We start from the raw sequence: 22,595 nt of genomic DNA, 5'->3' as shown, positions 1-22,595 counted from the left end.
CTGCCATGTCCAGTAAAACCCTGTGCCTGCTGGTACTTCCTTTTGCCTTGGCGTTGCTTGCCGGGGCGGTATTGCCGTTCCAGGCCGCAGGTAATGCCGCCGTTGGCCGTGCCCTGGGGCATTGGTTGTGGGGGGCATTCACGTCGTTGACGGTAAGTTCGCTGGTGGTAATCGCTGCACTGTTGATACTCAGGGTGCCCGTACCAGACCTGGGCAAGGCCCTGCAGGGGCCATGGTGGCTGTGGATTGGCGGGGTGCTGGGGGCGATGTATGTGGCGGGTGCTGCAGCGCTTACGCCCAAACTGGGCGCGGCGGGATTCCTGGTGCTGGTAGTGGCAGGGCAGATCATCACGGCAGTGCTCGCCGACCACTTCGGGGTGATGGGACTGGGCGGCAAGCCGCTTAGCCTGGCGAGGGTGGCAGGCGTAGTGCTGATCCTGTGTGGCGTGCTGTTGGTGCAAGGCACCTGGACGACGGCGCCGGCGACCCCAATGACCACCGTGAAGCAGCCAGAAGGCTGATCACCGCCCCGGTTGGCTGCAGGCCCACACGGTTTCGCGCAGCCAGCGGTGTCCGGGGTCGCTGTCCTTGCGGCTGTGCCAGGCCTGCTGGTAGTCGAACGAGGGAATCGCCAGTGGCGGTGTGAACTGGCGCAGTGTCTTGTGCTGGCGCAAGGAGCCCACTGCGCGGCTGGCTACTGTCAGGATCAGGTCGGTGCCGGCCAGTACCTCTACTGCCGCGCTCCAGTGTGGCAAGGCCAAGGCAATACGGCGGCGCAGGCCCAATGCTGCCAGTGCGCGCTCTATTTCATCGAAGGCATCCGGGCGCATCGCCATCAGCACATGCGGGCGTGCCAGCCAGTCTTCCAAGGCCAGGCTGCCGCTGGCTGGCAACACTTGGCGATCGGCGACACTGATGAAGTGGTCGGCAAACAGCGGCTGGGCAGTGATGTCCTGAGGCAGCTCGGGGAACAGGCCCAGTGCCAGGTCCAGTTCCCCATCGAGCAGTTGCGCCAGCATGGTTTCGCGACTGGCCTGGCTGATGGCCAGGTCCACCCCGGGTGCTACCTGGCGCAGGTGGCGCAGCAGGGGCGGCAGGATGATGCGCGAGGAGTAGTCGGACAGCGACAGCCGGAAACGGCGCTGGGCTTTGGCTGGCTCGAACTGCGGAGTGGCCAGCAGGCCGTTGAGATTGCTAAGGGCATCCTGCAGCGGTTTTACCAGCGACTGGGCACGGGCGGTGAGGGCCATGCCGCCGCCTTGGCGTACCAACAAGGGGTCGTCGAAGTGTTTACGCAGCTGCGCCAACGCGTGGCTGACCGCCGGTTGGCTGCGGTGCAGGCGCAGGGCGGCACGGGTCACGTGCTTTTCGCTGAGCAGGGCATGCAGGGCGAGTAGCAGGTTGAGGTCGATCTTGCGCAGTTCATCCATGGGGTGAATGGCCTTGGTAAATGCTGGCGACTCACATCAGCTTAACAAATGTGTGGGCCTTGCACGGTCGTTGTAGGAGCGGCCTTGTGTCGCGAAGGGCCGCAAAGCGGCCCCAGATTTTCGGCTCCGCAGCAAATATTGTCGGGGGCCGCTTTGCGGCCCTTCGCGACACAAGGCCGCTCCTACAGGGACCGCGTCAGTTGCCGGGGGTATACTCTTCGTCCGTTTTACTGTTATCCGAGTACTCCGATGGGTCTTTCCGTAACTGCCACACCCGAACCGCGTCGCCTGGGCGCCCCTTTGATCGCCATGGCCTTACTGCTGGCTGGCGCATGGTTTCTCAATCTGAATGCCGGCTTCAAGCAGGTGTTGCTGCTGCTGATCGGTGCAGCGCTCGGCCTGACCTTGTATCACGCCGCCTTTGGCTTCACCTCGGCGTGGCGGGTGTTCATCAACGAGCGACGAGGCGCGGGCTTGCGTGCCCAGATGGTCATGCTGGCCCTGGCGGTGCTGCTGTTCTTCCCGGCATTGTCAGCTGGCAGCCTGTTCGGTAACCCGGTCACTGGCCTGGTGGCCCCGGCGGGTGTTTCGGTCGTGTTCGGTGCGTTCATCTTCGGCATCGGCATGCAATTGGGCGGCGGTTGCGCTTCGGGCACGCTGTTCACCGTGGGCGGTGGCAATGCGCGCATGCTGGTGACCCTGCTGTTCTTCATCATCGGTTCTGTAACCGCCACCCATCACGCTGACTGGTGGTTTGCCTTGCCGTCGCTCCCGGCAACCTCGATCGTGCAAGCCTGGGGTGTGGGGCCGGCCCTGCTGGTGAGCCTGGCAGTGTTCGGGCTGATCGCCTGGGCTACCGTGCTGCTGGAAAAGCGCCGACACGGCACGCTGGAAGCGCCAGTTGCCAGCGAACACCAGGGCCTGCGGCGTTTCCTGCGTGGCCCATGGCCGCTGTTGTGGGGCGCCATTGCCCTGGCACTGCTCAACTACGCGACCCTGGCGCTGGCGGGGCGGCCATGGGGTATTACTTCGGCCTTCGCCTTGTGGGGTGCCAAAACCCTCAACGGCCTGGGCGTGGATGTCGGCAGCTGGGTGTTCTGGCAGGCGCCGGCCAATGCCAAGGCGTTGGCCTCGCCGCTGTGGCAGGACATCACCACGGTGATGGACCTGGGCATCGTGCTGGGGGCGCTGCTGGCTGCTGGCCTGGCCGGGCGCTTTGCGCCAAGCTTGAAAATCCCGCTGCCGTCGCTGGTTGCCGCAGTCATCGGTGGCCTCCTGTTGGGCTACGGTTCGCGCCTGGCCTATGGCTGCAATATTGGCGCGTACTTCAGTGGCATTGCCTCGGGCAGCGTGCATGGCTGGCTGTGGCTGGTGGCGGCTTATGCGGGCAACCTGATCGGCGTTCGCCTTCGCCCGTTGTTTTTCGCCGGTGAGCGGCGCCAAGCGGTGCTGACGGGCTGCTGAGGCAGTGCGTAGATTGCTGCAAGAGGTGCAGAAATCATCTGCACCTCGCCTGATTGTTCAACTTTTCCTGCCCCATTAGCCTGACCCGAACACCATCCAACAGGATTCGATCATGGCTACCCGTATCACGCTCAATGGCACCGGCAGCGCCGATGTGATGCAACCTGAACACGTACAGGCACAATCCCCAGGGCCCGGCCAGGTCTGGCTGGAGCAGACAGCCATGGGTGTGAACCCGCTCGACCTGTTGCAGCGCAAAGGCGCTGCGCCCCTGGCTTTGCCCTCCGGGCTGGGGCTGGAAGGGGCAGGCCGGGTCACTGCCGTCGGTGATGGGGTACACAACGTGCAGGTGGGGGACCGGGTCGCCTATGCCATGGGGCCGGTCGGGGCCTATGCCAGCGGCCGATTGTTTCCGGCCGAGCGGCTGGTCAAGCTGCCGTCGCAGCTGGCTGACGAGGCCGCCGCAGCGGTGCTGTTCAAAGGCATCACGGCGCAGTACTTGCTGAAAACCACCTACGCGGTGGGACCAGGTACCCAGGTGCTGCTGTACGGTGCCGCCGGTGCCTTGGGCCAGCTGATGGTGCCTTGGGCGCGACATCTCGGGGCGACGGTGATTGGCGTGGTATCACGCCCGCAAAGTGTGGCCAGGGCCCAGGCGGCCGGTTGCCACCATGTGCTGGTGTTCGACGCGGCAACGCTGGCCAGCGAAGTGCGCAAGCTGACCCAGGGGCAGGGCGTGGATGTGGCCTATGACTGTGTCGGCAAGGTGTCGCTGGAAGCTTCGCTGGACAGCCTGCGGGTGCGCGGCCTGCTGGTGTCGTTCGGGGGCACTTCCGGTGCGCCGGCGGCGATCGAGGTGGCCACGCTCAATGCCAAGGGCTCGCTGTACCTGACCCGGCCGTCACTGGCGGCACATACACGCACGGTCGAGGAGTACCAGCAACGCGCAACCGATGTGCTGGCAGCCGTCGCCGAGGGTATCATCCAGCCTCGGGTCTGGCGTCGCTACCCGCTGGCCGAAGTGGCCAGGGCCCACCGGGACCTGGAGCAAGGGCTGTCGGAGGGCGCGCTGGTCCTTACTCCCTGAAGCCCGAACCCTGCCACCGAGCCTAGCCATGGATGCCTTCGCCAGTCGCCGCGCCGATGAACTTGCCACCTTGCTGGCCCTGCACGAGCAGGGCTCGTTTGCCGCTGCCGGGCGGCAGCTGGAGCGCCACCCCACGGTGCTGTCGAAGCGCCTGAGTGCGCTGGAGGCGCGGTTGGGCATTCGCCTCGTGGAGCGCAGCACGCGTCAGCTGCGTTTTACCGATGAAGGCGAGCGGCTGGTGGCCAAGGTACGCGAGGCCAACCGGCTTATTGCCGAGGCAGAGCAGGAAGCGGCCGAGGGGGCGGCAACGGTACGCGGGCGCTTGCGCCTGGCATTGCCGGCGGCCATGGGGCGGCGCTGGTTGAGTGGGATGCTAGCGGACTTCGTGCTGGCCTATCCGCAGGTGACGGTGGAGGCCGAGTATGCCGACCGTTTCGTCGACCTAATCGGCGAGGGCTTCGATGCCGCCATCCGCATTGGCGAACTGGCGGACAATCGCCTGGTGGCAAGGAGATTGTGCGATCACGTGCGCATCCTCTGCGCATCGCCCGATTACCTTGGTCGGCATGGCACGCCTGCACAACCGGAACAATTGTCTGAGCATAATTGTTTATGTTTCAGTGGCTTACGTTCATTTCCTGAATGGCGCCTGATGAGCGGTGAGCGGCAGGTGAATGTGAAGGTCGCCGGCAGCCTGCGCAGCAACGACAATGAGGCATTGCTGGAGGCGGCGCGGCGTGGCGTGGGCATTCTTGCCGGCGGGGACTGGCTGATGGGTGAGGACCTGGTCAGCGGCCGCCTGGTACGGGTGCTGCCGCAATGGCAGCTGGACGTGGCGGCGGGCATTTACCTGGTACGCCCGACCGCTCGGCTGAACACTGCGGCCCTCGGCGCCTTCAAGGCCTGGCTGGAAGATCGCTTCCAGGCCGGGGCACCGTGGCGGTGTTGATGCTTTTCCGCAGGTTTAACGCATAATCGTCTGATAAATAATAGATTATCGTTTGGCTACCGCATGCTGAACACACTGCTCATAGTAAGTTTGCTTGATCGCTGCAGGCTTCAACCGCGAGCGGCTGTTGTAAGTCTGCTCGGTAATGCCGAAGGCGGTCATGCGCATCCAGGGTTTGGGGAATTTGCGTACCTGCAGCTTCTTGCGCGTGGCATACAGGGTCACCCCGGAAAGCTTGGCCTGCTGGGCCTCGGCGGCTATCTGCGCACCCCAGCCGCAGGTGTGGCGATCGTTCTGGCTCAGCGCCCGGGCTTGGGCGCCGAACGCCAGCGTGGCCAGCAGGCAACCGGCCATCGTTGCTAGAATTACTCGCATGTTGCTGTCCTAAGCATCTGAAGAAAAACGGAGTTTGCCTTCGCTTTCCGATGCTGGGGGCCAGCAATTTGCCGTCAGATCATCGCCATGCGCAGCGGGCTGTCCGCTGGTGTGCGCAGGCTTGCCCAGGCCAGGCTGGCAACCCAGATCACCGACACACCATAGTTCAGGCGTTGATACAGGCCGAATAGCTGGCCGTTTTGCGCTGCCTGGCCCATCAGCGCGACGGTGATGATCGCCAGTACCACACAGGCCAGGGAGAACAACGCCAGGGCCCGCGAGCCGGCAATGCGATTGCCTAGCCACGCCCACAGGGCACTGGCCAGGGTCAGCGAGAGGAACATCAGCAGGCCGGACAGGTTATGCAGTTGCTGTGACGTGGACGGCTGCGCCGGTGCGCAACCCTGGTCACAGGGGAACCAGCCGGTGCCCAGGCTGCCGACACCATGCAGAAGCACCAGGGCAGCACTCAGCATTGCCAGTTTCGAGCCACGCCAGCGCCGCACCAACCCCCAGGCAAACAGCGCGAACAGCGCGGCCAGTGGGAAGTTGTTTACCAGTGGCGACCAGCTGTGGGTTGGCGCGCCCACGGCGCCGAGCTGGCTCATGGCCTGTTGCAGGTGGTCATAGCCGGGGTAAGCCTGGGCGGTGAGCCAAACACCTGCCAGCAACCAGAGGGGTATCAGCAGGCCGCTGGCGAGCAATAGGCGGTCGAGGGGTTTCATGCGGCATTTTCCTTCCATGGATGAGTGAGCGCAAAGGCGCACAGTACAGGCTTGCGCGGCCTTTGGGCCAGCACTTGCGCCGGCTTTCTCATAGGCGTGGCTTGCGAGGGAGCGCAAGAAATACCGCATCGGGTGTATGTGATCGTACAACTGCTTGCGCTATGATGAGCGCTGTCTTTCTAGGTGAAATACAGGGCAATGACAGAGCAACAGGTACAGGCAAGGACCCGGCGCAAGCCGCGTAGTCTGGCCCAGGAACTGGTCACAGTGCTGACCGAACGCATTCGCAGTGGCCAGCTCAAGCGTGGCGACAAGCTGCCGACCGAGTCGCAGATCATGGTCGAAGAGGGCGTCAGCCGCACCGTGGTGCGTGAGGCAATCTCGCGGCTGCAGGCCGCCGGGCAGGTCGAGACCCGCCATGGCATCGGCACGTTCGTGCTGGACGCGCCAGCGTCGGGGGGCTTTCGCATCGACCCGGCGACTGTGGTCACCCTGCGTGAAGTGCTGGCGGTGCTGGAGTTGCGTATTGCCCTGGAGATCGAGTCGGCGGGCCTGGCGGCGCAGCGGCGCAGTGACGAAGAGCTGGCGGACATGCGTGCGGCGCTGGACGAACTCAACGAAGGGGCGGCCCATGCCAATGATGCGGTGTCGGCGGACTTCCAGTTCCACCTGCGCATTGCCCAGGCCAGCGGCAACCACTACTTCGCCGACATCATCAACCACTTGGGCACCAGCATCATCCCGCGTACCCGGGTGAATTCGGCGCGGCTGGCCCGTGATGACCAAGCGCATTACATGAGCCGGTTGATGCATGAGCACGAGGCGATCTATGAGGCAATCGCCCGGCGTGACAGCGAAGGGGCAAAGATGGCCATGCGCATGCACCTGAGCAATAGCCGGGAGCGCTTGCGCCAGGTACACGAAGAGGCTGAGGCGCAAGGGGTCTGAGGCATTTGTGACCTGTACCGGCCTCTTCGCGGGCACGCCCGCTCCCACAGAATCACCACAATGCCTGAAAATTGTGCAAACCCTGTGGGAGCGGGTTTACCCGCGAAGAGGCCGCCAACAGAAAGCCCCGCCATGTGCGGGGCTTTCTTGTTTCAGGCCATCAGTCAGATCGCCTCATCACTCCATTGCCCGTTCACAAGTCGGCGCAGCCCCAGCGGGTTGCCATCGCGCAGCGCCTCAGGCAGCAGGGCCTGCGGGTAGTTCTGGTAGCACACCGGGCGCAGGAAGCGGTCGATGGCCAAGGTACCCACCGAGGTACCGCGGGCGTCCGAGGTCGCAGGGTAAGGCCCGCCGTGGACCATGGCATCACAGACTTCGACACCGGTCGGGTAGCCATTGATCAGGATGCGCCCGACCTTCTCCTCCAGCAGCGGCACCAGCCAGGCGTACGCCTCGAAATCTTCCGCTTCGCCGATCAGGGTAGCGGTCAGTTGGCCACGCAGGCCCAGCAGGGCAGCGCGCAATTGTTGGTCGTCCTGCACTTCCACGGCCACAGTGGTGGGGCCGAACACTTCTTCCTGCAGCAGTGGGTCAGACTCGACCAGCAGGCGGGCATCGGCCTTGAACAGCTGGGCGCGGGCCTGGCTGCCTTCCTGCGCCTGGCCGGCCAGGTGCTCGATACCGGTATGTGCCTGCAGGTGCTCAAGGCCGCCAACGTAGCTGCGCAGGCCACCCGCGTTGAGCATGGTTTGCCCGGCCTGCTGATCCAGGTGCTGGCCAAGGTCGGCCAGTAGCTGGCTGTACTGTGGCGATTGCAGGCCGATCACCAACCCCGGGTTGGTGCAGAACTGCCCGGCGCCCATGCATACCGAACCGGCCAGTTCGCGGGCAATGGCCTCGCCACGTTTGGCCAGGGCGGCTGGCAGGATGATGACCGGGTTGATGCTGGACATCTCGGCGAACACTGGAATCGGCTGCGGGCGTTCGGCGGCCATGCGGCACAGGGCGTCGCCGCCTTTGAGCGAGCCGGTGAAACCGACGGCCTGGATGGCCGGGTGCTTGACCAGCCATTCGCCCACACCACCACCGAACACCATGTTGAATACGCCCTTGGGCATGCCGGTGCGCTCGGCGGCGCGCACGATGGCGCATCCCACCAGGTCGGCGGTGGCCATGTGGCCGCTGTGCGCCTTGAACACTACCGGGCAGCCAGCGGCCAGTGCAGCAGCGGTGTCGCCACCGGCGGTGGAGAAGGCCAGCGGGAAGTTGCTGGCGCCGAACACGGCGACCGGGCCGACGCCAATGCGCATCTGGCGCAGGTCCACGCGCGGGAGCGGCTGGCGCTCGGGCAAGGCCAGATCGATACGCGCACCGAGGAAGTCACCACGGCGCAGCACCTGGGCGAACAGGCGCATCTGGCCGCTGGTACGGCCACGCTCGCCTTGAATGCGGGCAGCGGGCAAGGCGGTCTCGCGGCAGACGATGGCGACGAAGGCGTCGTCCAGCTCATCCAGTTCAGCGGCGATGGCGTCGAGGAATTCGGCGCGGCGAGCCGGGGCCAGTTGGCGGAATTCAGCGAAGGCGGCAGCGGCGGCCTTGGCGGCCTGGTCTACTTCGGCTTCGCTGGCTTGAGCAAAGCTGTAGGGCAGGGCTTCGCCAGTGCTGGCGTCCAGGCTCTGCAGGCGCTGTGGGCCAGCGGCGCTGCGCTGGCCGGCGATGAAGTTGTGGCCGAGGATTTCAGGCATTGGGGTGCTCCTGTTGGCTGAAAAAAATCTGGGGGGTAGTCGCATGGGCTGTGGGAGCGGGTTTACCCGCGAAGAATCCAACGCGGTGTATGGCACCGGCCTTGCCGGTGTTCGCGGGTAAACCCGCTCCTACAGGGGACGCGAAATACCGGGAAAAAGAGTGAATCCTTGGCATCAGGTAATCGGTGCCGGGTTGAACAGGGTGATGTCGTTGTGCAGCCGGTGCTGTTCGGCCCAGGTCTGCTTGCGGCCGCTGGCCACGTCCAGGTAGTAATGGAACAGTTCCCAACCCAGTTCTTCGATGCTCGAACGGCCTGTGGCGATGCGCCCGGCGTCGATGTCGATCAGGTCGGGCCAACGCTGGGCCAGTTCGCTGCGCGTGCACACCTTGACCACCGGCGCCATGGCCAGCCCGTAGGGAGTGCCTCGGCCCGTGGTGAACACATGCAGGTTCATGCCGGCGGCCAGCTGCAGGGTGCCGCAGACAAAGTCGCTGGCCGGGGTGGCGCAGAAGATCAGGCCCTTGCGCATTACCCGCTCGCCCGGGCCAAGCACGCCCTGGATGGCGCCGCTGCCGGACTTGACGATCGAGCCCAGCGACTTCTCGACGATATTGGACAGGCCGCCTTTCTTGTTGCCCGGCGTCGTGTTGGCGCTGCGGTCGGCGGCGCCTTGCTGCAGGTAGCGGTCGTACCAGTCCATTTCGCGTATCAAGGCACCGGCCACCTCCTGGTTTTCGGCGCGCGAGGTCAGCATGTAGATGGCATCGCGCACCTCGGTCACTTCCGAGAACAGCACGGTGGCGCCGGCGCGTACCAGCAAGTCGGCGGCGTAGCCCAGCGCCGGGTTGGCAGTGATGCCCGAGAACGCATCGCTGCCACCGCATTGCATGCCAAGGATCAATTCGCTGGCCGGTACGGTTTCGCGGCGGCGCTGGTCGAGCTTTTTCAGGCGGGTTTCGGCCAGTTCCATGATCTGCTCGATCATTTCCACGAAGCCCAGGCTGGCGTCCTGCAGGCGGTACAGCCACGGCTCGCTCAGGTCTACCGAGGGGTCGTTGTCGTGCATCACCTGGCCGGCTTGCAGCTTTTCACAGCCGAGGCTGATGACCAGCGCCTCGCCACCCAGGTTGGGGTTGCGCGCCAGGTTGCGCACGGTGCGGATCGGAATGTAGGCATCGCGGGCGTTGATGGCCACGCCACAGCCATAACTGTGGGTGATGGCCACCACGTCATCGACGTTGGGGTACTTGGGCAGCAGTTCGCTGCGAATGCGCTTTACCGCATGCTCCAGCACGCCGGTCACGCACTGCACGGTGGTGGTGATACCGAGAATGTTGCGGGTGCCGACGGTGCCGTCGGCATTGCGGTAGCCTTCGAACGTGAAGCCTTCGAGCGGCGGCAGCGGTTGTGGGACGGCGTCGCAGCGCGGCAGGCTGTCCAGCTCTGGGGCGGCCGGCATGGCCAGCTGGCTTTCCTGCACCCAGCTGCCTTGGCGCAGGTTTTCCAGCGCGTAGCCAATGATTTGCCCATAGCGGCGCACGGGCTCGCCTTTGGCGATGGCCACGGTGGCCACCTTGTGGCTTTGTGGCACGCCTTCGACCAGGGTCAGGCCGTCGGCAAAGCGGGCGCCTTCGCCCAGGCCGCCGTCGTTGACCACTACCACGACGTTATCGTCGTCGTGCAGGCGGACGTAGCGGGGCGAGTCGGAATGTTCGATCAACTGCATGTTTGGGCCCTACTTGTCAGGTTCTCAGGCTTTTTTGTACATCCGCCCGCACCGGTTGCCCCGGCGCGGGCGTGTTCATTCAGTGACGCGAGCTGGCCAGTTCGCCGTTGGCGGCAGGCTCAGCCTGTGGCTTTGGGTCATCATCGCGCAGCTCGATACGCTTGATCGGGCCGACGATCACCAGGTAGCTGAACACCGCTACCAGGGCGTTGGCACCCACGTACACCAGCGCCCACTTGAACGAGCCGGTGGCGCTGATGATGTAGCCGATCACGATTGGGGTGGTGATCGAGGCGATGTTGCCGAAGGTGTTGAACAGGCCACCGGACAGCCCGGCGATCTGCTTCGGCGAGGTGTCGGCCACCACCGCCCAGCCCAGCGCGCCAATGCCTTTGCCGAAGAACGCCAGGGTCATGAAACCAACCACCATCCACTCGGCATCGACATAGTTGCAGAACACCATGGTGGTCGACAGCAGCAGGCCGCACACAATCGGCAGTTTGCGCGAGAACGTCAGCGAGTTGCCACGGCGCAGCAGCCAGTCGGAGATCACGCCACCCAGCACGCCACCAATGAAACCGCAGACCGCCGGCAGCGAAGCGATGAAGCCGGCCTTGAGGATGGTCATGCCCCGTTCCTGCACAAGGTAAACGGGGAACCAGGTGAGGAAGAAGTAGGTGATGGCGTTGATGCAGTACTGGCCCAGGTACACGCCCAGGAGCATGCGGCTAGTCAGCAGTTGCTTGATGTAGCCCCATTTCGGGCCAGCGTTGCCGCGCTTCTGGTCCATGTCCACCAGGCCGCCGTTCTGCTCGATGTGTTCAAGCTCGCTTTGGCTGATGCGTGGGTGCTGGCGCGGGTTGTGGATGGTTTTCAGCCACACCATGGAGAACACGATGCCCAGTGCACCCATGACCACGAATACGTGCTCCCAACCGAAGCTGAACACGATCCAGCCCATGATCGGGGCGAACAGCGCCGTGGCGAAGTACTGCGCCGAGTTGAATATGGCTGAGGCGGTGCCGCGCTCCTGAGTCGGGAACCAGGCGGCGACGATGCGCGCGTTGCCCGGGAACGATGGGGCTTCAGCGAAGCCGACCAGAAAGCGCAGGGTGAAGAGAGTGACGACGGCCCAGGCAACCGGCAGGCCACCGACAAAACCCTGCAACAGGGTGAACAGCGACCAGGTGAAGATGCTGAAGGCGTAGACGTTTTTTGAACCGAAGCGATCGAGCAGCCAGCCACCAGGAATCTGGCCAGCCACGTAAGCCCATCCAAAGGCGGAGAAGATATAACCGAGGGTAACGGCGTCAATGCCGAGGTCTTTCTGCAGGCTGGAACCTGCGATGGCAATGGTGGCGCGGTCGGCATAGTTGATCGTGGTCACCAGGAACAGCATGAACAGGATCAGGTAGCGCACATGCGTCTTTTTAGTCGCTTGCATGCTGGCAGTACTCCCACTAGTTATTTTTGTGCGGGCTCACGAATTGTAACCGGAGCGGGGCTGGCCCACTCCGGGCGCGGCATGTGGCAGGCCGCGGGCGACGCTTACTGCGGGCCCATCTTGTCCATCAGCGCGGCGAGCATCTCGTACTCTTCTGCGGTGAGGTCGGTCAGCGGGGTGCGCACCGGGCCGGCGTCGTAACCGGCAATCTTGGCACCGGCCTTGACGATGCTCACGGCGTAGCCGGCCTTGCGGTTGCGGATGTCCAGGTACGGCAGGAAGAAATCATCGATCAACTTGGCCACGGCTGCGTGGTCGTCGCGGGCGATGGCGTTGTAGAAGTCCATGGCGGTCTTCGGCACGAAGTTGAACACGGCGGAGGAGTACACCGGCACGCCCAGGGCTTTGTAGGCAGCAGCATACACTTCGGCGGTCGGCAGGCCACCCAGGTAGCTGAAACGGTCGCCCAGGCGGCGCCGGATCGACACCATCAGCTCGATATCACCCAGGCCATCCTTGTAGCCGATCAGGTTCGGGCAGCGCTCGGCCAGTTTTTCCAGCAGGTCGGCATTCAGGCGGCAGACGTTGCGGTTGTAGACCACTACGCCGATCTTCACCGATTTGCAGACTGCTTCAACGTGGGCGGCAACGCCGTCCTGGCTGGCTTCGGTCAGGTAATGCGGCAGCAGCAGCAGGCCCTTGGCACCCAGGCGCTCGGCTTCCTGTGCGTATTCGATGGCCTGGCGGGTGGAACCGCCCACGCCAGCGAGGATAGGTACCGAAGTAGCGCAGGTGTCGACGGCAGTCTTGATCACCTGGCTGTATTCGCTGGCGGCCAGGGAGAAGAACTCACCGGTGCCACCGGCGGCGAACAGGGCGCTGGCGCCATACGGGGCCAGCCATTCCAGGCGCTTGATGTAGCCAGCCTGGTGGAAATCGCCCTGGGCGTTGAAGTCGGTGACCGGGAAAGACAGCAGGCCGTGAGAGAGGATGGATTTAAGTTCTTGTGGATTCATTGTTGTAGGCATCCTGTGGCGCTTGGGTGAAGGGTGTTGTTTTGCGTTGGAGGTAAGTTATCGTACAACTTGTACGATGACTAGTCCTTTTTGCGAGATTTTTTGCAGTGGCCAAGGAGGAGGATCTGTTTCCTGTGCTGGCCTCTTCGCGGGTGAACCCGCTCCCACAGGCACGGCGCAGCGGTCCAGAGAGCTATGCAGATCAGTGTGGGAGCGGGTTTACCCGCGAAGAGGCCGGTGCAGGCGAAACATAACGGAAGGAAAAGACACCGATGGCAGACTATTCGCAATCAGTCATCGTATCTCTTGTCGGGGAAGGAAAAAAACGATCGCGGAGACAGGCACAAGGCCGCCGCCCGATTCCACGGGAAGGGTTCTGGGACCAGCAGAGGGTGACCGGGGAAACGGGGGCGGCCTTGCGCCGCCCCGCGATCAAAGCAGAGGAAACTGAAGGTCAGGCAGCGTGCTGGCGCTTGATCTGCGCCTTGCGTACCTGGGCACGGCAAGCATCGCCGAAGGCCTGGAACATCTTGATCGAATCTGGGTTTTTCGCAGCTTGCCACTCCGGGTGCCATTGCACCGCGAACAGGAAGGGCGAAATGCTCGGGGCGTGAATGGCCTCGACCAGGCCGTCTTCGGCCAGGGCGATGGCTTCGATGCCGGCGCCGAGCGTGCGCAGGCCTTGGCCATGCAGCGAGTTGACGCGAATTTCGTCGGTACCCAGAGTGTCACGCAGCCAGCTGCCTGGCTTGATCTTCACCCCATGTACTTGGGCGTACTGCACTTCAACCGGGTCTTCCGGGTTTTCCCGGTGGTCGTTGAAGCCAGGCTCGGCGTATACCTTCTGGTAGATGTCGCCACCCAGGGCCACGTTGATTTCCTGCATGCCACGGCAGATGCCGAAAATCGGCAGGCCACGCTTGATCGCCGCTTTCACCAGCGGGATGTCGAACAGGTCGCGGTTCTGGTCCTGGCCTTTGCCTGGGGTTTCGTTCTCCTGGCCGTACAGGGCCGGGTCGATGTTGCTGCCGGCGCCGGTCAGGTACACGCCGTCGGCCATGTCCAGATAGGTGTCGAGGTCTTCAGTGCCGCAGCAAGTGGGCACCAGTACCGGGACGCAATCAGAGAACTCGACCAACGGGGTGATGTATTTGTGTGTCATGACCTGATAGTCATGGCCTTTGCGCTCTTGGCTGCCCATGGTCATCAGGACGACGGGTTTGCGCAGGGAAGGTTGCTTGTTGCCAATGTTGCTGTTGGACATATGTCACCTTGGGACAGGTTCAGCCTGTCGTTGTTGTGCAGGTGCACGGCGCGGGGCCCTGAGTGCAGCCTGAAGCTCCGAGCACTGCCGGCTCGTCAGAGGCGACGATTCCGGTCGGGGCTTGTAGATAGCTTGCCAGAGCCGTTCGATATGTCAAACGACGGAAGAGGGCTTTAACGCGGGGAATGCACCGGTTTTAGGGGGCTGAAACCGATGCGGGCCTGTGGCGGCGTGGGTTTGGCGGGGGGGTTGGTCAATAATATTTAACGACGCAGTTGGGTCTTTGCAGCGGTGCAATGAAGCGTTGCTTGTGCCGGCCCCTTCGCGGGTGAACCCGCTCCCACAGGATTACCTTTGCCTTCAGAGGCAGTGATTGACCTGTGGGAGCGGGTTCACCCGCGAAGGGGCCGGTACAGGTATCAGTGCAGTATCTGCGCAAGGAACGCCTTGGCGCGCTCGGTACGCGGCTGGTTGAAGAACACCTGCGGCGGGCTGTCTTCGATGATCTGCCCACCCTCAAGGAACAGCACCCGCTCGGCTACCTGCCTGGCAAAGCCCATTTCATGGGTGACGCAGAGCATGGTCATGCCAGTGCCGGCCAGTTGCACCAGCACATCCAGCACTTCGGCGACCATTTCCGGGTCCAGTGCTGACGTAGGCTCGTCAAACAGCATGATCCGCGGCTTCATGCACAGGGCCCGGGCAATCGCCACGCGCTGCTGCTGGCCGCCCGACAGCTGGCTGGGGTATTTGTGCGCCTGGCTTTCGATACCCACCTTGCTCAGGTACATGCGCGCCCGTTCTTCGGCGTCCTTGCGCGACAGCCCGCGCACGCTGGTGGGTGCCAGCAGGCAGTTGTCGAGCACGCTCATGTGCGGGAACAGGTTGAAATGCTGGAACACCATGCCGATGTCGCTGCGCACCTGCGCCGCTTCGCGGGTGGTGGCCGCCAGGTCGATGCCGTCCACCTGGATGTTGCCCTGCTGGGCCACCTCCAGGCGGTTGATGCAGCGGATCAAGGTCGACTTGCCCGAGCCAGACGGCCCGCACAGCACGATGCGTTCGCCTTCGCGCACCTGCAGGTCGATGTTGTGTAGTACGTGGAAAGCGCCGTAGTGCTTGTTCAGGCCTTCGATGCGGATCAGCACCGGGCGTGGGTCGGGCTCGGGGGCAAGGCTTGCAAGGCTCAGTGGTGCGGTCATGTTGTTGTTCTCCCGCGTGGGTTCAGTCGAAACGAGTCGCGCTGTAGGGCGCGGGGTCGGTGAAAGGGCGCTCGCCGGTGATCAGCTCGGCCACCAGCCGGCCGCTGACCGGGCCCAGGGTAAGGCCGTGGTGGGCGTGGCCAAAGTTGAACCACAGCCCCGGGTGGCGGGCTGCCGGGCCGATGACCGGGCGCATGTCGGGCAGGCATGGGCGGCGGCCCAGCCAAGGGGTGTCGTCCAGGCGTTCACCCAAGGCCGGGAACAGCTTGCGCGCCAGGGCCTCGCAGCGGCCCAGCTGGATCTGGTTGCCCGGCGCGCTGCTGGCGTCGAACTCGATCCCGGTGGTCAAGCGCACACCGCGCGCCATTGGCGCCAGCACGTAGCCGCCCTGGGTGTCGCAGATTGAATGCTCAAGCGTTGCGCCGTCACGGGTGCTGTAGTGCATGTGGTAGCCGCGCTTGATCGCCAGCGGAATCTGGTAGCCCAGGCCGCTGAACAGGTCGGCCGACTGCGGGCCGAGGCAGGCCACCACCTCGTCGGCGGTAATCGGGCCACGGCGGCTCTCTACCCGCCATTTGCCGTTGGCCTGGCGCAGGCTGCGCGCATCACCATGCAGGAACTGCCCACCGCGCTGCTGGAACAGCGCCGCATAGCCGCGGGTGAGGGCGCCGGGGTTGTTCACGGTCTTCGGGTCGAGCCAGTGGATGCCGCCTACAACGGTGGCGTCCAGCTGATGCTCGCGGGCCTGCAACTGCCCGCATTCGAGGATTTCAAATTGCAGGCCATAGCGGCTCAGGCCTTTGGCGTCGGCCTTGGCCTGCTCGAACAGGGCCGGGTCGCGGAACACTTCGATCCAGCCTTTGGCCTGCACCAACCCTTCAAGGCCGGCGGCTTTGATCAGCGCGTCGTGTTCTTCGACGCACCGCTGCACCAGCGGCAGCATGTCGGCGGCGGCCCCGGCCAGGCGCCCGGGGGCCGACTGGCGCCAGTAGCGCCATAGCCACGGCGCAGCCTTGGGCAGGTGCGCCAGGCTGTAGCGCACGTCGGGCTGGCGGTTCAGGCCGTAGCGCAGCAAGGCGCCCAGCTGCCGGGGGAAGGCGTAGGGGATGACGCTGGAGCGCTCGATCAGCCCGGCGTTGCCGTGGCTGGTACCGCTGCCGGGTTCGTCGCGGTCTATCAGGACGACCTGGCGCCCGCGGGCCTGCAAGTGCAGGGCGGTACTGACGCCGACGATGCCGGCGCCGAGAACAAGGGTCTGGCAATGCATGGAACGTATCCTTCGGTCAGTTCAGGTGGCGGCCCAGGCGGCCTTCCAGGTGTTTCAGCAGGCGCCGCACCAGTTCGACGATCACCAGGTAGAGCACGGCGGCCCACAGGTAGATCTGGAAGTCGAAACTGCGCGAGAACGCCAGTTTGGTTACGCCCATCAGGTCGTAGATGGTCACCAGCGAGGCAATTGCGCTGGCCTTGATCATCAGGATCAGTTCGTTGCCCAGCGGGCCGATCGCCACCAGCAACGACTGCGGCAGAATCACCTTGAAAAAGGTGGTCGAGCGCTTCAGGTTCAGTGCCCGCGCCGCCTCATGCTGCCCCGGCGCGACGGCCATCAGGCTGCCGCGGAAGATCTCCGCCTGGTAGGCAGCGGTGTTCAGGGTGAAGGCCAGCAAAGTGCAAAACCACGCTTCACGGAAAAACCACCACAGGCCGACGTCCTGCCAGAAGCCCTTGAGCGAACCCAGGCCGTAGTACAGCAGGAACAGCTGGGCCAGCAGCGGCGAGCCGCGGAAGAAGTACACGTAGCCGGCGGCCATGCGTTGCAGCAGCAGGCTGCGCGACATGCGCGCCAGGGCTAGCAACAGGCCGAGTACGGCGCCCAGGGTGAAGGAAATGACCACCAGTTTGGCGGTTACCAGCAGGCCGTCGAGGAAGCGCGGGCCGTAGCGTTCCAGCAGGTCGGGGTCCACCACCAGTGCCAGCAGTTGTTCAAAGCTCATGCCCGTGCTCCTAGCAGGTGGCGGTTACTGCGCCGTTCGATGAAGGCGAACACGCGCCCGGAAAGCGCTGCGAACAGCAGGTAACCCAGGCAGGCGACGCCATAGAAGAACATCGGCTCCTTGGTCACGCTGACGGCCAGGTTGGTCTGGCGCATCAGGTCGACCAGCGAAATGGTCGACACCAGCGAAGTGTCCTTGAGCAGCGACAGCCAGTTGTTCGACAGGCCGGGCAGGGCGATGCGGGTCAGTTGTGGCAGCAGCACCTTGAAGAAGGCGGTGCGCTTGCTCAGGCCCAATGCGGAGCAGGCCTCCAGCTGGCCCTTGGGCAGGGTCTTGAAGGCGGCCAGCCAGATCTCGCTTGAGAACGCGGCGAACACCAGGCTGAAGGCGATCATCGCGGCGAGGAAGGTGTTGATCAGGAATTCACCCTGATAGCCCATGGCCGCGAGGATTTTCTGCGCGGCGATCTGGCAGCCGTAATAGATGATCAGCAGTGTCAGCAGTTCGGGCAGGCCGCGGAAAACAGTGGAGAAGGTGGTGGCCCAGGCCCGTGGCAGGCGTTTGCGCGAGCGCGCCGCCAGGGCGACTACCAGGCCCAGCGGCAGGCCGATGGGCAGGCAGGCCAGTGCCAGTGAAACAGTCACCAGGGCGCCGGCCAGCAGCGCCTGGCCCCAGCCTCCGCTGGCGAAGGACAGCAAGGACAATTGATCGAGCATGACGAACCCCTAAGGTGGGCAACGCGGTCTCTGTGTAGGAGCGGCCTTGTGTCGCGAAAGGGCTGCGGAGCAGACCCGGGATGTGTGCCACGGCCGAGATTGCTGGGGCCGCTTTGCGGCCCATCGCGACACAAGGCCGCTCCTACAGCGATTGCGCGGTTTCCAGAAGATCAGTTGTAGATATCGAAAGCAAAGTACTTGCTGGCGATCTTCTGGTACGTGCCGTTGGCCACGATCTGTTGCAGCGCGGTGTTCAGGCGCTGGCGCAGGGCTTCGTCGTCCTTGCGCACGGCAATGGCGGCATCGGCCTTGGTGTCGGCCACGTCGCCGAGGATCTTGCAGCAATCCCCGCCGTTCTTGGTCATCCACTCGTGCAGCGGGAATTTATCGGCAATTACCCCGTCCAGCCGCCCGGCGGCCAGGTCGGCGTTGGCTTCATCCATGGTCGGGTACAGCTTCACATCGGCCCCGGCCTTGCCATACACGTCTTCGGCGTAAATAGCCTGGGTGGACGACGACTGGGCACCGACGGTGTAGCCGACGAAGTCGGTCTGGGCGCTGTCGATCTTGCTGTCCTTGGCGACTGCGACGGTCAGCGGGGTGCGGTAGTAGTGGTCGGTGAAGGCAATTTTCTTGCGCCGCTCTTCGGTGTTGATCATCGACGCGACGACGGCGTCGTACTTGCGCGCCATCAGGGCGGGGATGATGCCTTCCCAGTCCTGGGCCACCAGCGTGCACTCGACTTTCATCTGTTCGCACAGGGCATGGGTGATGTCGATATCGAAGCCGTGCAGCTTGTTATCGGCGTCTACATAGTTGAAGGGCGGGTAGGCACCCTCGGTGGCGAAGCGCAGGGTTTCGGCACTGGCGGCACCCGTCAGCAGCAGGGCACACGCACCCACCAAGGCCATGGTCTTGTTCATCTCGCACCTCATTGCACTCTTGCTATTGTTGTTTGCCCGTCGGCCACGAGGTGTAGCCGACGAATTCGTTATGTAGAGCGGCAGTCGCTTCCAAGCGTTTTTCCACATCAGGCCCGAGTTTCTTGCAGACCTCGTTGACCATCAGGTGTACCCACGACAGCATCGTCGAGGTGGATTCCCAGAACAGATTGAACTCGGTGGGGATGCGGAACACCTCGTCGGCGTTGGCATCGGCCCAGTCACAGAAGGTGTCGGTCACCAGGGTGACCGCAATGCCCGCCTCGCGTGCCTTCTGGCACAGCAGCAGGGCGTGGCGGGAATAACGGCGCGCCTCGAACACCACCAGGGCGCTGTCTTCGGCGCGGCCCAGCAGCACATCACCGAAGTGCCCGGCGCTGATGTCCACCAGTTGCACGCCATCGCGCAGGTACTGCAGCAGGTGGCTCATGCACATGGCGATGCCGCGCTCGGTCTGGAAACCGGCGATGAATACCCGCGGCTTGCTCGCCAGGCGTTGCGCTACGCTGTGCCAGGTGGGGCTTTGGCGGTACTCGTGCACGCGCATCAAGGCGGCGATTTCCAGCTCCAGGCTGCCGGCGTTGTCACTGGCATCCTGATTCTGGCGGTAATCTTGCAGGCGGTCGCCCACCAGCCACGGGCCATCGCCCAGGTCGTTCTGCAGGTCTTGCTTAAGCGCCTTGAGGTGGGCATAACCGAGTGAGCGGCAGAAGCGCCCGACGCTGGATTCGCTGACGTCCAGCTTGGCGGCGATGCTGGCCGAGGTCTGGAACGGCAGTTCGTGCAGGTTGGCGAGCATGTAGGTGGCGATCTTGCGGCCCGAGGCAGCGGCCCCTTCGAGGCTGTTTTCCAGGCGTTGCTTGATCGGTTGGCTCATGCTGCGGCTCCAGGGGTAAGGCTTGGGAAGAAAATGAATGTTTTCTGTCATCAAGTCAACATTTGACAGATTGCTGTCACATGCCGGAAAGTTTTTGTCGTTGCAACGCTGTAGCCATTCCAATACCAACAAGGAGCTTCAGATGTCCGCACCTTCTACCAGCACCGTCGTGCGTGTGCCTTTTACCGAGCTGCAGGGTCTGTTGCAGGCCATTTTTCAGCGCCATGACTGCAGCGAGAGCGTGGCCCGGGTGCTGGCTTACAACTGCGCCAGCGCCCAGCGCGATGGTGCTCACAGCCACGGCGTATTCCGTATGCCTGGCTACGTCTCGACGTTGGCCAGCGGTTGGGTCGATGGCCAGGCCACGCCGAAGGTCAGCGACGTAGCGGCCGGTTATGTACGTGTCGATGCAGCGGGCGGCTTTGCCCAGCCGGCGTTGGCAGCGGCCCGTGAGCTGTTGGTAGCCAAAGCGCGCAACGCGGGTATTGCCGTGCTGGCGATCCACAACTCGCACCACTTCGCCGCGCTGTGGCCGGATGTCGAACCGTTCGCCGAAGAGGGCCTGGTGGCCCTGAGCGTGGTCAACAGCATGACCTGCGTGGTGCCGCATGGCGCACGTAAGCCCCTGTTCGGTACCAACCCCATCGCTTTTGCGGCGCCATGTGCCGAACACGATCCGATCGTCTTCGACATGGCAACCAGCGCCATGGCCCACGGTGACGTGCAGATTGCCGCGCGTGCCGGCCAGCAACTGCCGGAAGGCATGGGCGTGGACGCCAATGGCGCACCGACCACCGACCCCTTGGCCATTCTCGAAGGCGGTGCCTTGCTGCCGTTTGGCGGGCACAAGGGTTCGGCGTTGTCGATGATGGTCGAATTGCTGGCGGCGGCGCTGACCGGGGGTAATTTCTCCTGGGAATTCGACTGGTCGGGCCACCCGGGGGCGAAGACACCCTGGACCGGGCAGCTGATTATCGTCATCGACCCCGGCAAGGCAGAAGGCGAGCAATTTGCCCAGCGCAGCCGCGAACTGGTGGAGCAGATGCAGGCGGTGGGCCTGACGCGCATGCCGGGTGAGCGGCGCTATCGTGAGCGCGAGGTGGCCGAGGAGGAGGGGGTGGCGCTAACCGAGCAGGAGTTGCAGGGCCTGAAAGCGCTGCTTGCCTGACCCGCCCTCTTCGCGGGTAAACCCGCTCCCACAGGTACTGCACAGGTTTCAAAGGCAGTGGTATCCGTGTGGGAGCGGGTTTACCCGCGAAGAATCCAGCACAAATCCCAAGCCATGCAATGTTGCATAGACAACCTTGCACAATAGTGGATGTTCCTGAGCCCACACACCGGGTATGCTCAGGTCTGCCTTTTCGAACTGTCCTGATCCAAGGAGCTGCACGCTGTGTTCAAACATGTCGATGCCTATGCCGGCGACCCGATCCTCTCGCTGATGGAAACCTTCAAGGCCGACCCGCGCGCCGACAAGGTCAACCTGAGTATCGGCCTGTATTACGATGAGGCCGGCGTGGTGCCGCAACTGGCGGCTGTGGATGCGGTGGAAAAACGCATGGCCGGCCAGGACCACGAAGCATCCCTTTACCTGCCAATGGAGGGCCTGGCCAGCTACCGCCAGGCGATCCAGGCGCTGCTGTTCGGTGCCGATCACCCGGCCGTGACCGGCGGTCGCGTGGCCACTGTGCAGACCGTGGGTGGCTCCGGCGCCCTGAAAGTCGGTGCCGACTTCCTCAAGCGCTACTTCCCGCAGGCCGAAGTCTGGGTGAGCAACCCGACCTGGGACAACCACCGCGCCATCTTCGAAGGTGCCGGCTTCAAGGTGCACACCTACCCGTACTTCGACCAGGCCACCCGTGGCGTGGACTTCGACGGCATGCTGGCCACCTTGCAGACCCTGCCGGCCAACAGCGTGGTACTGCTGCACCCTTGCTGCCACAACCCCACCGGTGCCGACCTTACGCAAAACCAGTGGCAACAAGTGGTCGAAGTGGTCAAGGCACGCCAGCTGATCCCGTTCCTCGACATCGCCTACCAGGGCTTTGCCGAAGGCCTGGTGGAAGACGCCTACGCCATCCGCGAAATGGCCCGCGCCGGTGTGCCGTGCCTGGTCAGCAACTCGTTCTCGAAAATCTTCTCGCTGTACGGCGAGCGGGTAGGCGGCCTGTCGGTGGTCTGCGACGACGACGCCACTGCCCAGAGCGTGCTCGGCCAGCTCAAGGCGACCGTGCGCCGCAACTACTCCAGCCCGCCCAATTTTGGCGCCCAGCTGGTTGCAGGCGTGCTCAGCGATGCAGCCCTCAATGCCCAGTGGGCCGAAGAAGTTGAAGTGATGCGCAAGCGTATCCTCGACATGCGTCAGGCGCTGGTCGATGCCCTGGCCGTGTTGCTGCCAGGCCAGGACTTCCAGTTCTTCCTGCGCCAGCGTGGCATGTTCAGCTACACCGGCTTCAGCGTCGAGCAAGTGCGCCGCCTGCGTGACGAGTTCGGCGTGTACCTGATCGACAGCGGTCGTGTGTGCATGTCCGGCTTGCGCCCGGCCAACCTGCAACGGGTTGCCGAAGCGTTCGCTGCTGTTCAGAAATAATGCCGTACGGGGCGCCCCGCGCCCCTTTCGCTACGCAAAAGCGCTCCCAGAAAACGCCCCTCTTGCATCTTCCTGCATAGATAAAAATCGCTGTCCTCGG

At 63.9% G+C, this 22,595-nt stretch carries 21 protein-coding genes; 7 read left to right on the top strand and 14 right to left on the bottom strand.

Annotation, left to right across the window (positions count from 1 at the left end; translation table 11 throughout):
* The first annotated feature begins 5 nt into the window (after window positions 1–5).
* Window positions 6–521 carry a DMT family transporter gene (locus ABI582_RS07135; RefSeq protein ID WP_442118788.1) on the top strand — a complete coding sequence of 172 codons (516 nt, stop codon included), beginning with the start codon at window positions 6–8 and terminating at the stop codon, window positions 519–521.
* On the opposite strand, the gene ABI582_RS07130 is transcribed toward ABI582_RS07135, so the two are convergent.
* Window positions 522–1,430 carry a LysR family transcriptional regulator gene (locus tag ABI582_RS07130; RefSeq protein ID WP_442118787.1) on the bottom strand — a complete coding sequence of 303 codons (909 nt, stop codon included), beginning with the start codon at window positions 1,428–1,430 and terminating at the stop codon, window positions 522–524.
* 249 nt (window positions 1,431–1,679) lie between these two features.
* Between ABI582_RS07130 and ABI582_RS07125 the strand changes: the two genes are divergently transcribed.
* The 3 genes from ABI582_RS07125 to ABI582_RS07115 all read left to right on the top strand — a co-directional run bounded on the left by ABI582_RS07125 (window position 1,680) and on the right by ABI582_RS07115 (window position 4,930).
* Window positions 1,680–2,894 (top strand): YeeE/YedE family protein, encoded by a 1,215-nt coding sequence (locus ABI582_RS07125; RefSeq protein ID WP_442118786.1) that lies wholly within the window; start codon window positions 1,680–1,682, stop codon window positions 2,892–2,894.
* A 112-nt stretch (window positions 2,895–3,006) separates the two neighbouring features.
* The gene (locus ABI582_RS07120) at window positions 3,007–3,981 is read left to right on the top strand and encodes a quinone oxidoreductase family protein (protein WP_442118785.1); all 975 of its coding nucleotides are present in this window, start codon (window positions 3,007–3,009) and stop codon (window positions 3,979–3,981) included.
* 28 nt (window positions 3,982–4,009) lie between these two features.
* Window positions 4,010–4,930 carry a LysR family transcriptional regulator gene (locus ABI582_RS07115; protein WP_442118784.1) on the top strand — a complete coding sequence of 307 codons (921 nt, stop codon included), beginning with the start codon at window positions 4,010–4,012 and terminating at the stop codon, window positions 4,928–4,930.
* 45 nt (window positions 4,931–4,975) lie between these two features.
* On the opposite strand, the gene ABI582_RS07110 is transcribed toward ABI582_RS07115, so the two are convergent.
* Window positions 4,976–5,305 carry a hypothetical protein gene (locus ABI582_RS07110; RefSeq protein WP_368976930.1) on the bottom strand — a complete coding sequence of 110 codons (330 nt, stop codon included), beginning with the start codon at window positions 5,303–5,305 and terminating at the stop codon, window positions 4,976–4,978.
* A 74-nt stretch (window positions 5,306–5,379) separates the two neighbouring features.
* Window positions 5,380–6,030, bottom strand: coding sequence for a DUF998 domain-containing protein (locus ABI582_RS07105; protein ID WP_442118783.1), 651 nt, complete (start codon window positions 6,028–6,030; stop codon window positions 5,380–5,382).
* 198 nt (window positions 6,031–6,228) lie between these two features.
* Between ABI582_RS07105 and ABI582_RS07100 the strand changes: the two genes are divergently transcribed.
* Window positions 6,229–6,978, top strand: coding sequence for a FadR/GntR family transcriptional regulator (locus tag ABI582_RS07100; RefSeq protein ID WP_132843566.1), 750 nt, complete (start codon window positions 6,229–6,231; stop codon window positions 6,976–6,978).
* Between the two features lie 164 nt (window positions 6,979–7,142).
* Here the strand turns inward: ABI582_RS07100 and ABI582_RS07095 are convergent, their stop codons facing one another.
* From ABI582_RS07095 to ABI582_RS07045, 11 genes are all read right to left on the bottom strand, one after another.
* Complete coding sequence (locus tag ABI582_RS07095) at window positions 7,143–8,723, bottom strand: aldehyde dehydrogenase (NADP(+)) (RefSeq protein ID WP_442118782.1); 1,581 nt, start codon at window positions 8,721–8,723, stop codon at window positions 7,143–7,145.
* Window positions 8,724–8,897: 174 nt separating this feature from the next.
* The gene (garD, locus tag ABI582_RS07090; RefSeq protein WP_442118781.1) at window positions 8,898–10,451 is read right to left on the bottom strand and encodes a galactarate dehydratase; all 1,554 of its coding nucleotides are present in this window, start codon (window positions 10,449–10,451) and stop codon (window positions 8,898–8,900) included.
* A 79-nt stretch (window positions 10,452–10,530) separates the two neighbouring features.
* Window positions 10,531–11,895, bottom strand: a complete 1,365-nt coding sequence (locus tag ABI582_RS07085) for an MFS transporter (protein WP_258652065.1) — start codon at window positions 11,893–11,895, stop codon at window positions 10,531–10,533.
* A gap of 104 nt (window positions 11,896–11,999) precedes the next feature.
* The gene (gene kdgD, locus ABI582_RS07080; protein ID WP_016499309.1) at window positions 12,000–12,911 is read right to left on the bottom strand and encodes a 5-dehydro-4-deoxyglucarate dehydratase; all 912 of its coding nucleotides are present in this window, start codon (window positions 12,909–12,911) and stop codon (window positions 12,000–12,002) included.
* Window positions 12,912–13,365: 454 nt separating this feature from the next.
* Complete coding sequence (locus tag ABI582_RS07075) at window positions 13,366–14,175, bottom strand: gamma-glutamyl-gamma-aminobutyrate hydrolase family protein (RefSeq protein WP_016487465.1); 810 nt, start codon at window positions 14,173–14,175, stop codon at window positions 13,366–13,368.
* Window positions 14,176–14,594: 419 nt separating this feature from the next.
* On the bottom strand, window positions 14,595–15,377 hold the full coding sequence (locus ABI582_RS07070; RefSeq protein ID WP_338744241.1) for an amino acid ABC transporter ATP-binding protein: 783 nt from the start codon (window positions 15,375–15,377) through the stop codon (window positions 14,595–14,597).
* A 22-nt stretch (window positions 15,378–15,399) separates the two neighbouring features.
* Window positions 15,400–16,644, bottom strand: coding sequence for an FAD-binding oxidoreductase (locus tag ABI582_RS07065; protein ID WP_338744240.1), 1,245 nt, complete (start codon window positions 16,642–16,644; stop codon window positions 15,400–15,402).
* A 16-nt stretch (window positions 16,645–16,660) separates the two neighbouring features.
* Entirely contained in the window at window positions 16,661–17,371 is a 711-nt protein-coding gene (locus ABI582_RS07060) for an ABC transporter permease (RefSeq protein ID WP_442118780.1), read from the bottom strand.
* The gene (locus ABI582_RS07055) at window positions 17,368–18,087 is read right to left on the bottom strand and encodes an ABC transporter permease (protein WP_442118779.1); all 720 of its coding nucleotides are present in this window, start codon (window positions 18,085–18,087) and stop codon (window positions 17,368–17,370) included. The genes ABI582_RS07060 and ABI582_RS07055 overlap by 4 nt, the downstream gene beginning before the upstream one ends.
* A 170-nt stretch (window positions 18,088–18,257) precedes the next feature.
* Window positions 18,258–19,010 (bottom strand): transporter substrate-binding domain-containing protein, encoded by a 753-nt coding sequence (locus tag ABI582_RS07050; RefSeq protein WP_016499314.1) that lies wholly within the window; start codon window positions 19,008–19,010, stop codon window positions 18,258–18,260.
* Between the two features lie 22 nt (window positions 19,011–19,032).
* Complete coding sequence (locus ABI582_RS07045) at window positions 19,033–19,905, bottom strand: MurR/RpiR family transcriptional regulator (RefSeq protein WP_442118778.1); 873 nt, start codon at window positions 19,903–19,905, stop codon at window positions 19,033–19,035.
* Window positions 19,906–20,047: 142 nt separating this feature from the next.
* Between ABI582_RS07045 and ABI582_RS07040 the strand changes: the two genes are divergently transcribed.
* A complete protein-coding gene (locus ABI582_RS07040) occupies window positions 20,048–21,073 on the top strand; it encodes an Ldh family oxidoreductase (protein WP_442118777.1) in 1,026 nt (341 codons plus the stop codon).
* 225 nt (window positions 21,074–21,298) lie between these two features.
* On the top strand, window positions 21,299–22,495 hold the full coding sequence (locus ABI582_RS07035; protein WP_442118776.1) for an amino acid aminotransferase: 1,197 nt from the start codon (window positions 21,299–21,301) through the stop codon (window positions 22,493–22,495).
* Window positions 22,496–22,595: the final 100 nt, after the last annotated feature.

Origin of the sequence: Pseudomonas sp. SAS7 (assembly GCF_052112345.1) — a bacterium.
In the GTDB taxonomy this organism is placed as follows: Bacteria; Pseudomonadota; Gammaproteobacteria; order Pseudomonadales; family Pseudomonadaceae; genus Aquipseudomonas; species Aquipseudomonas putida_Q.
This window is presented reverse-complemented; position numbering and strand designations above follow the sequence as displayed.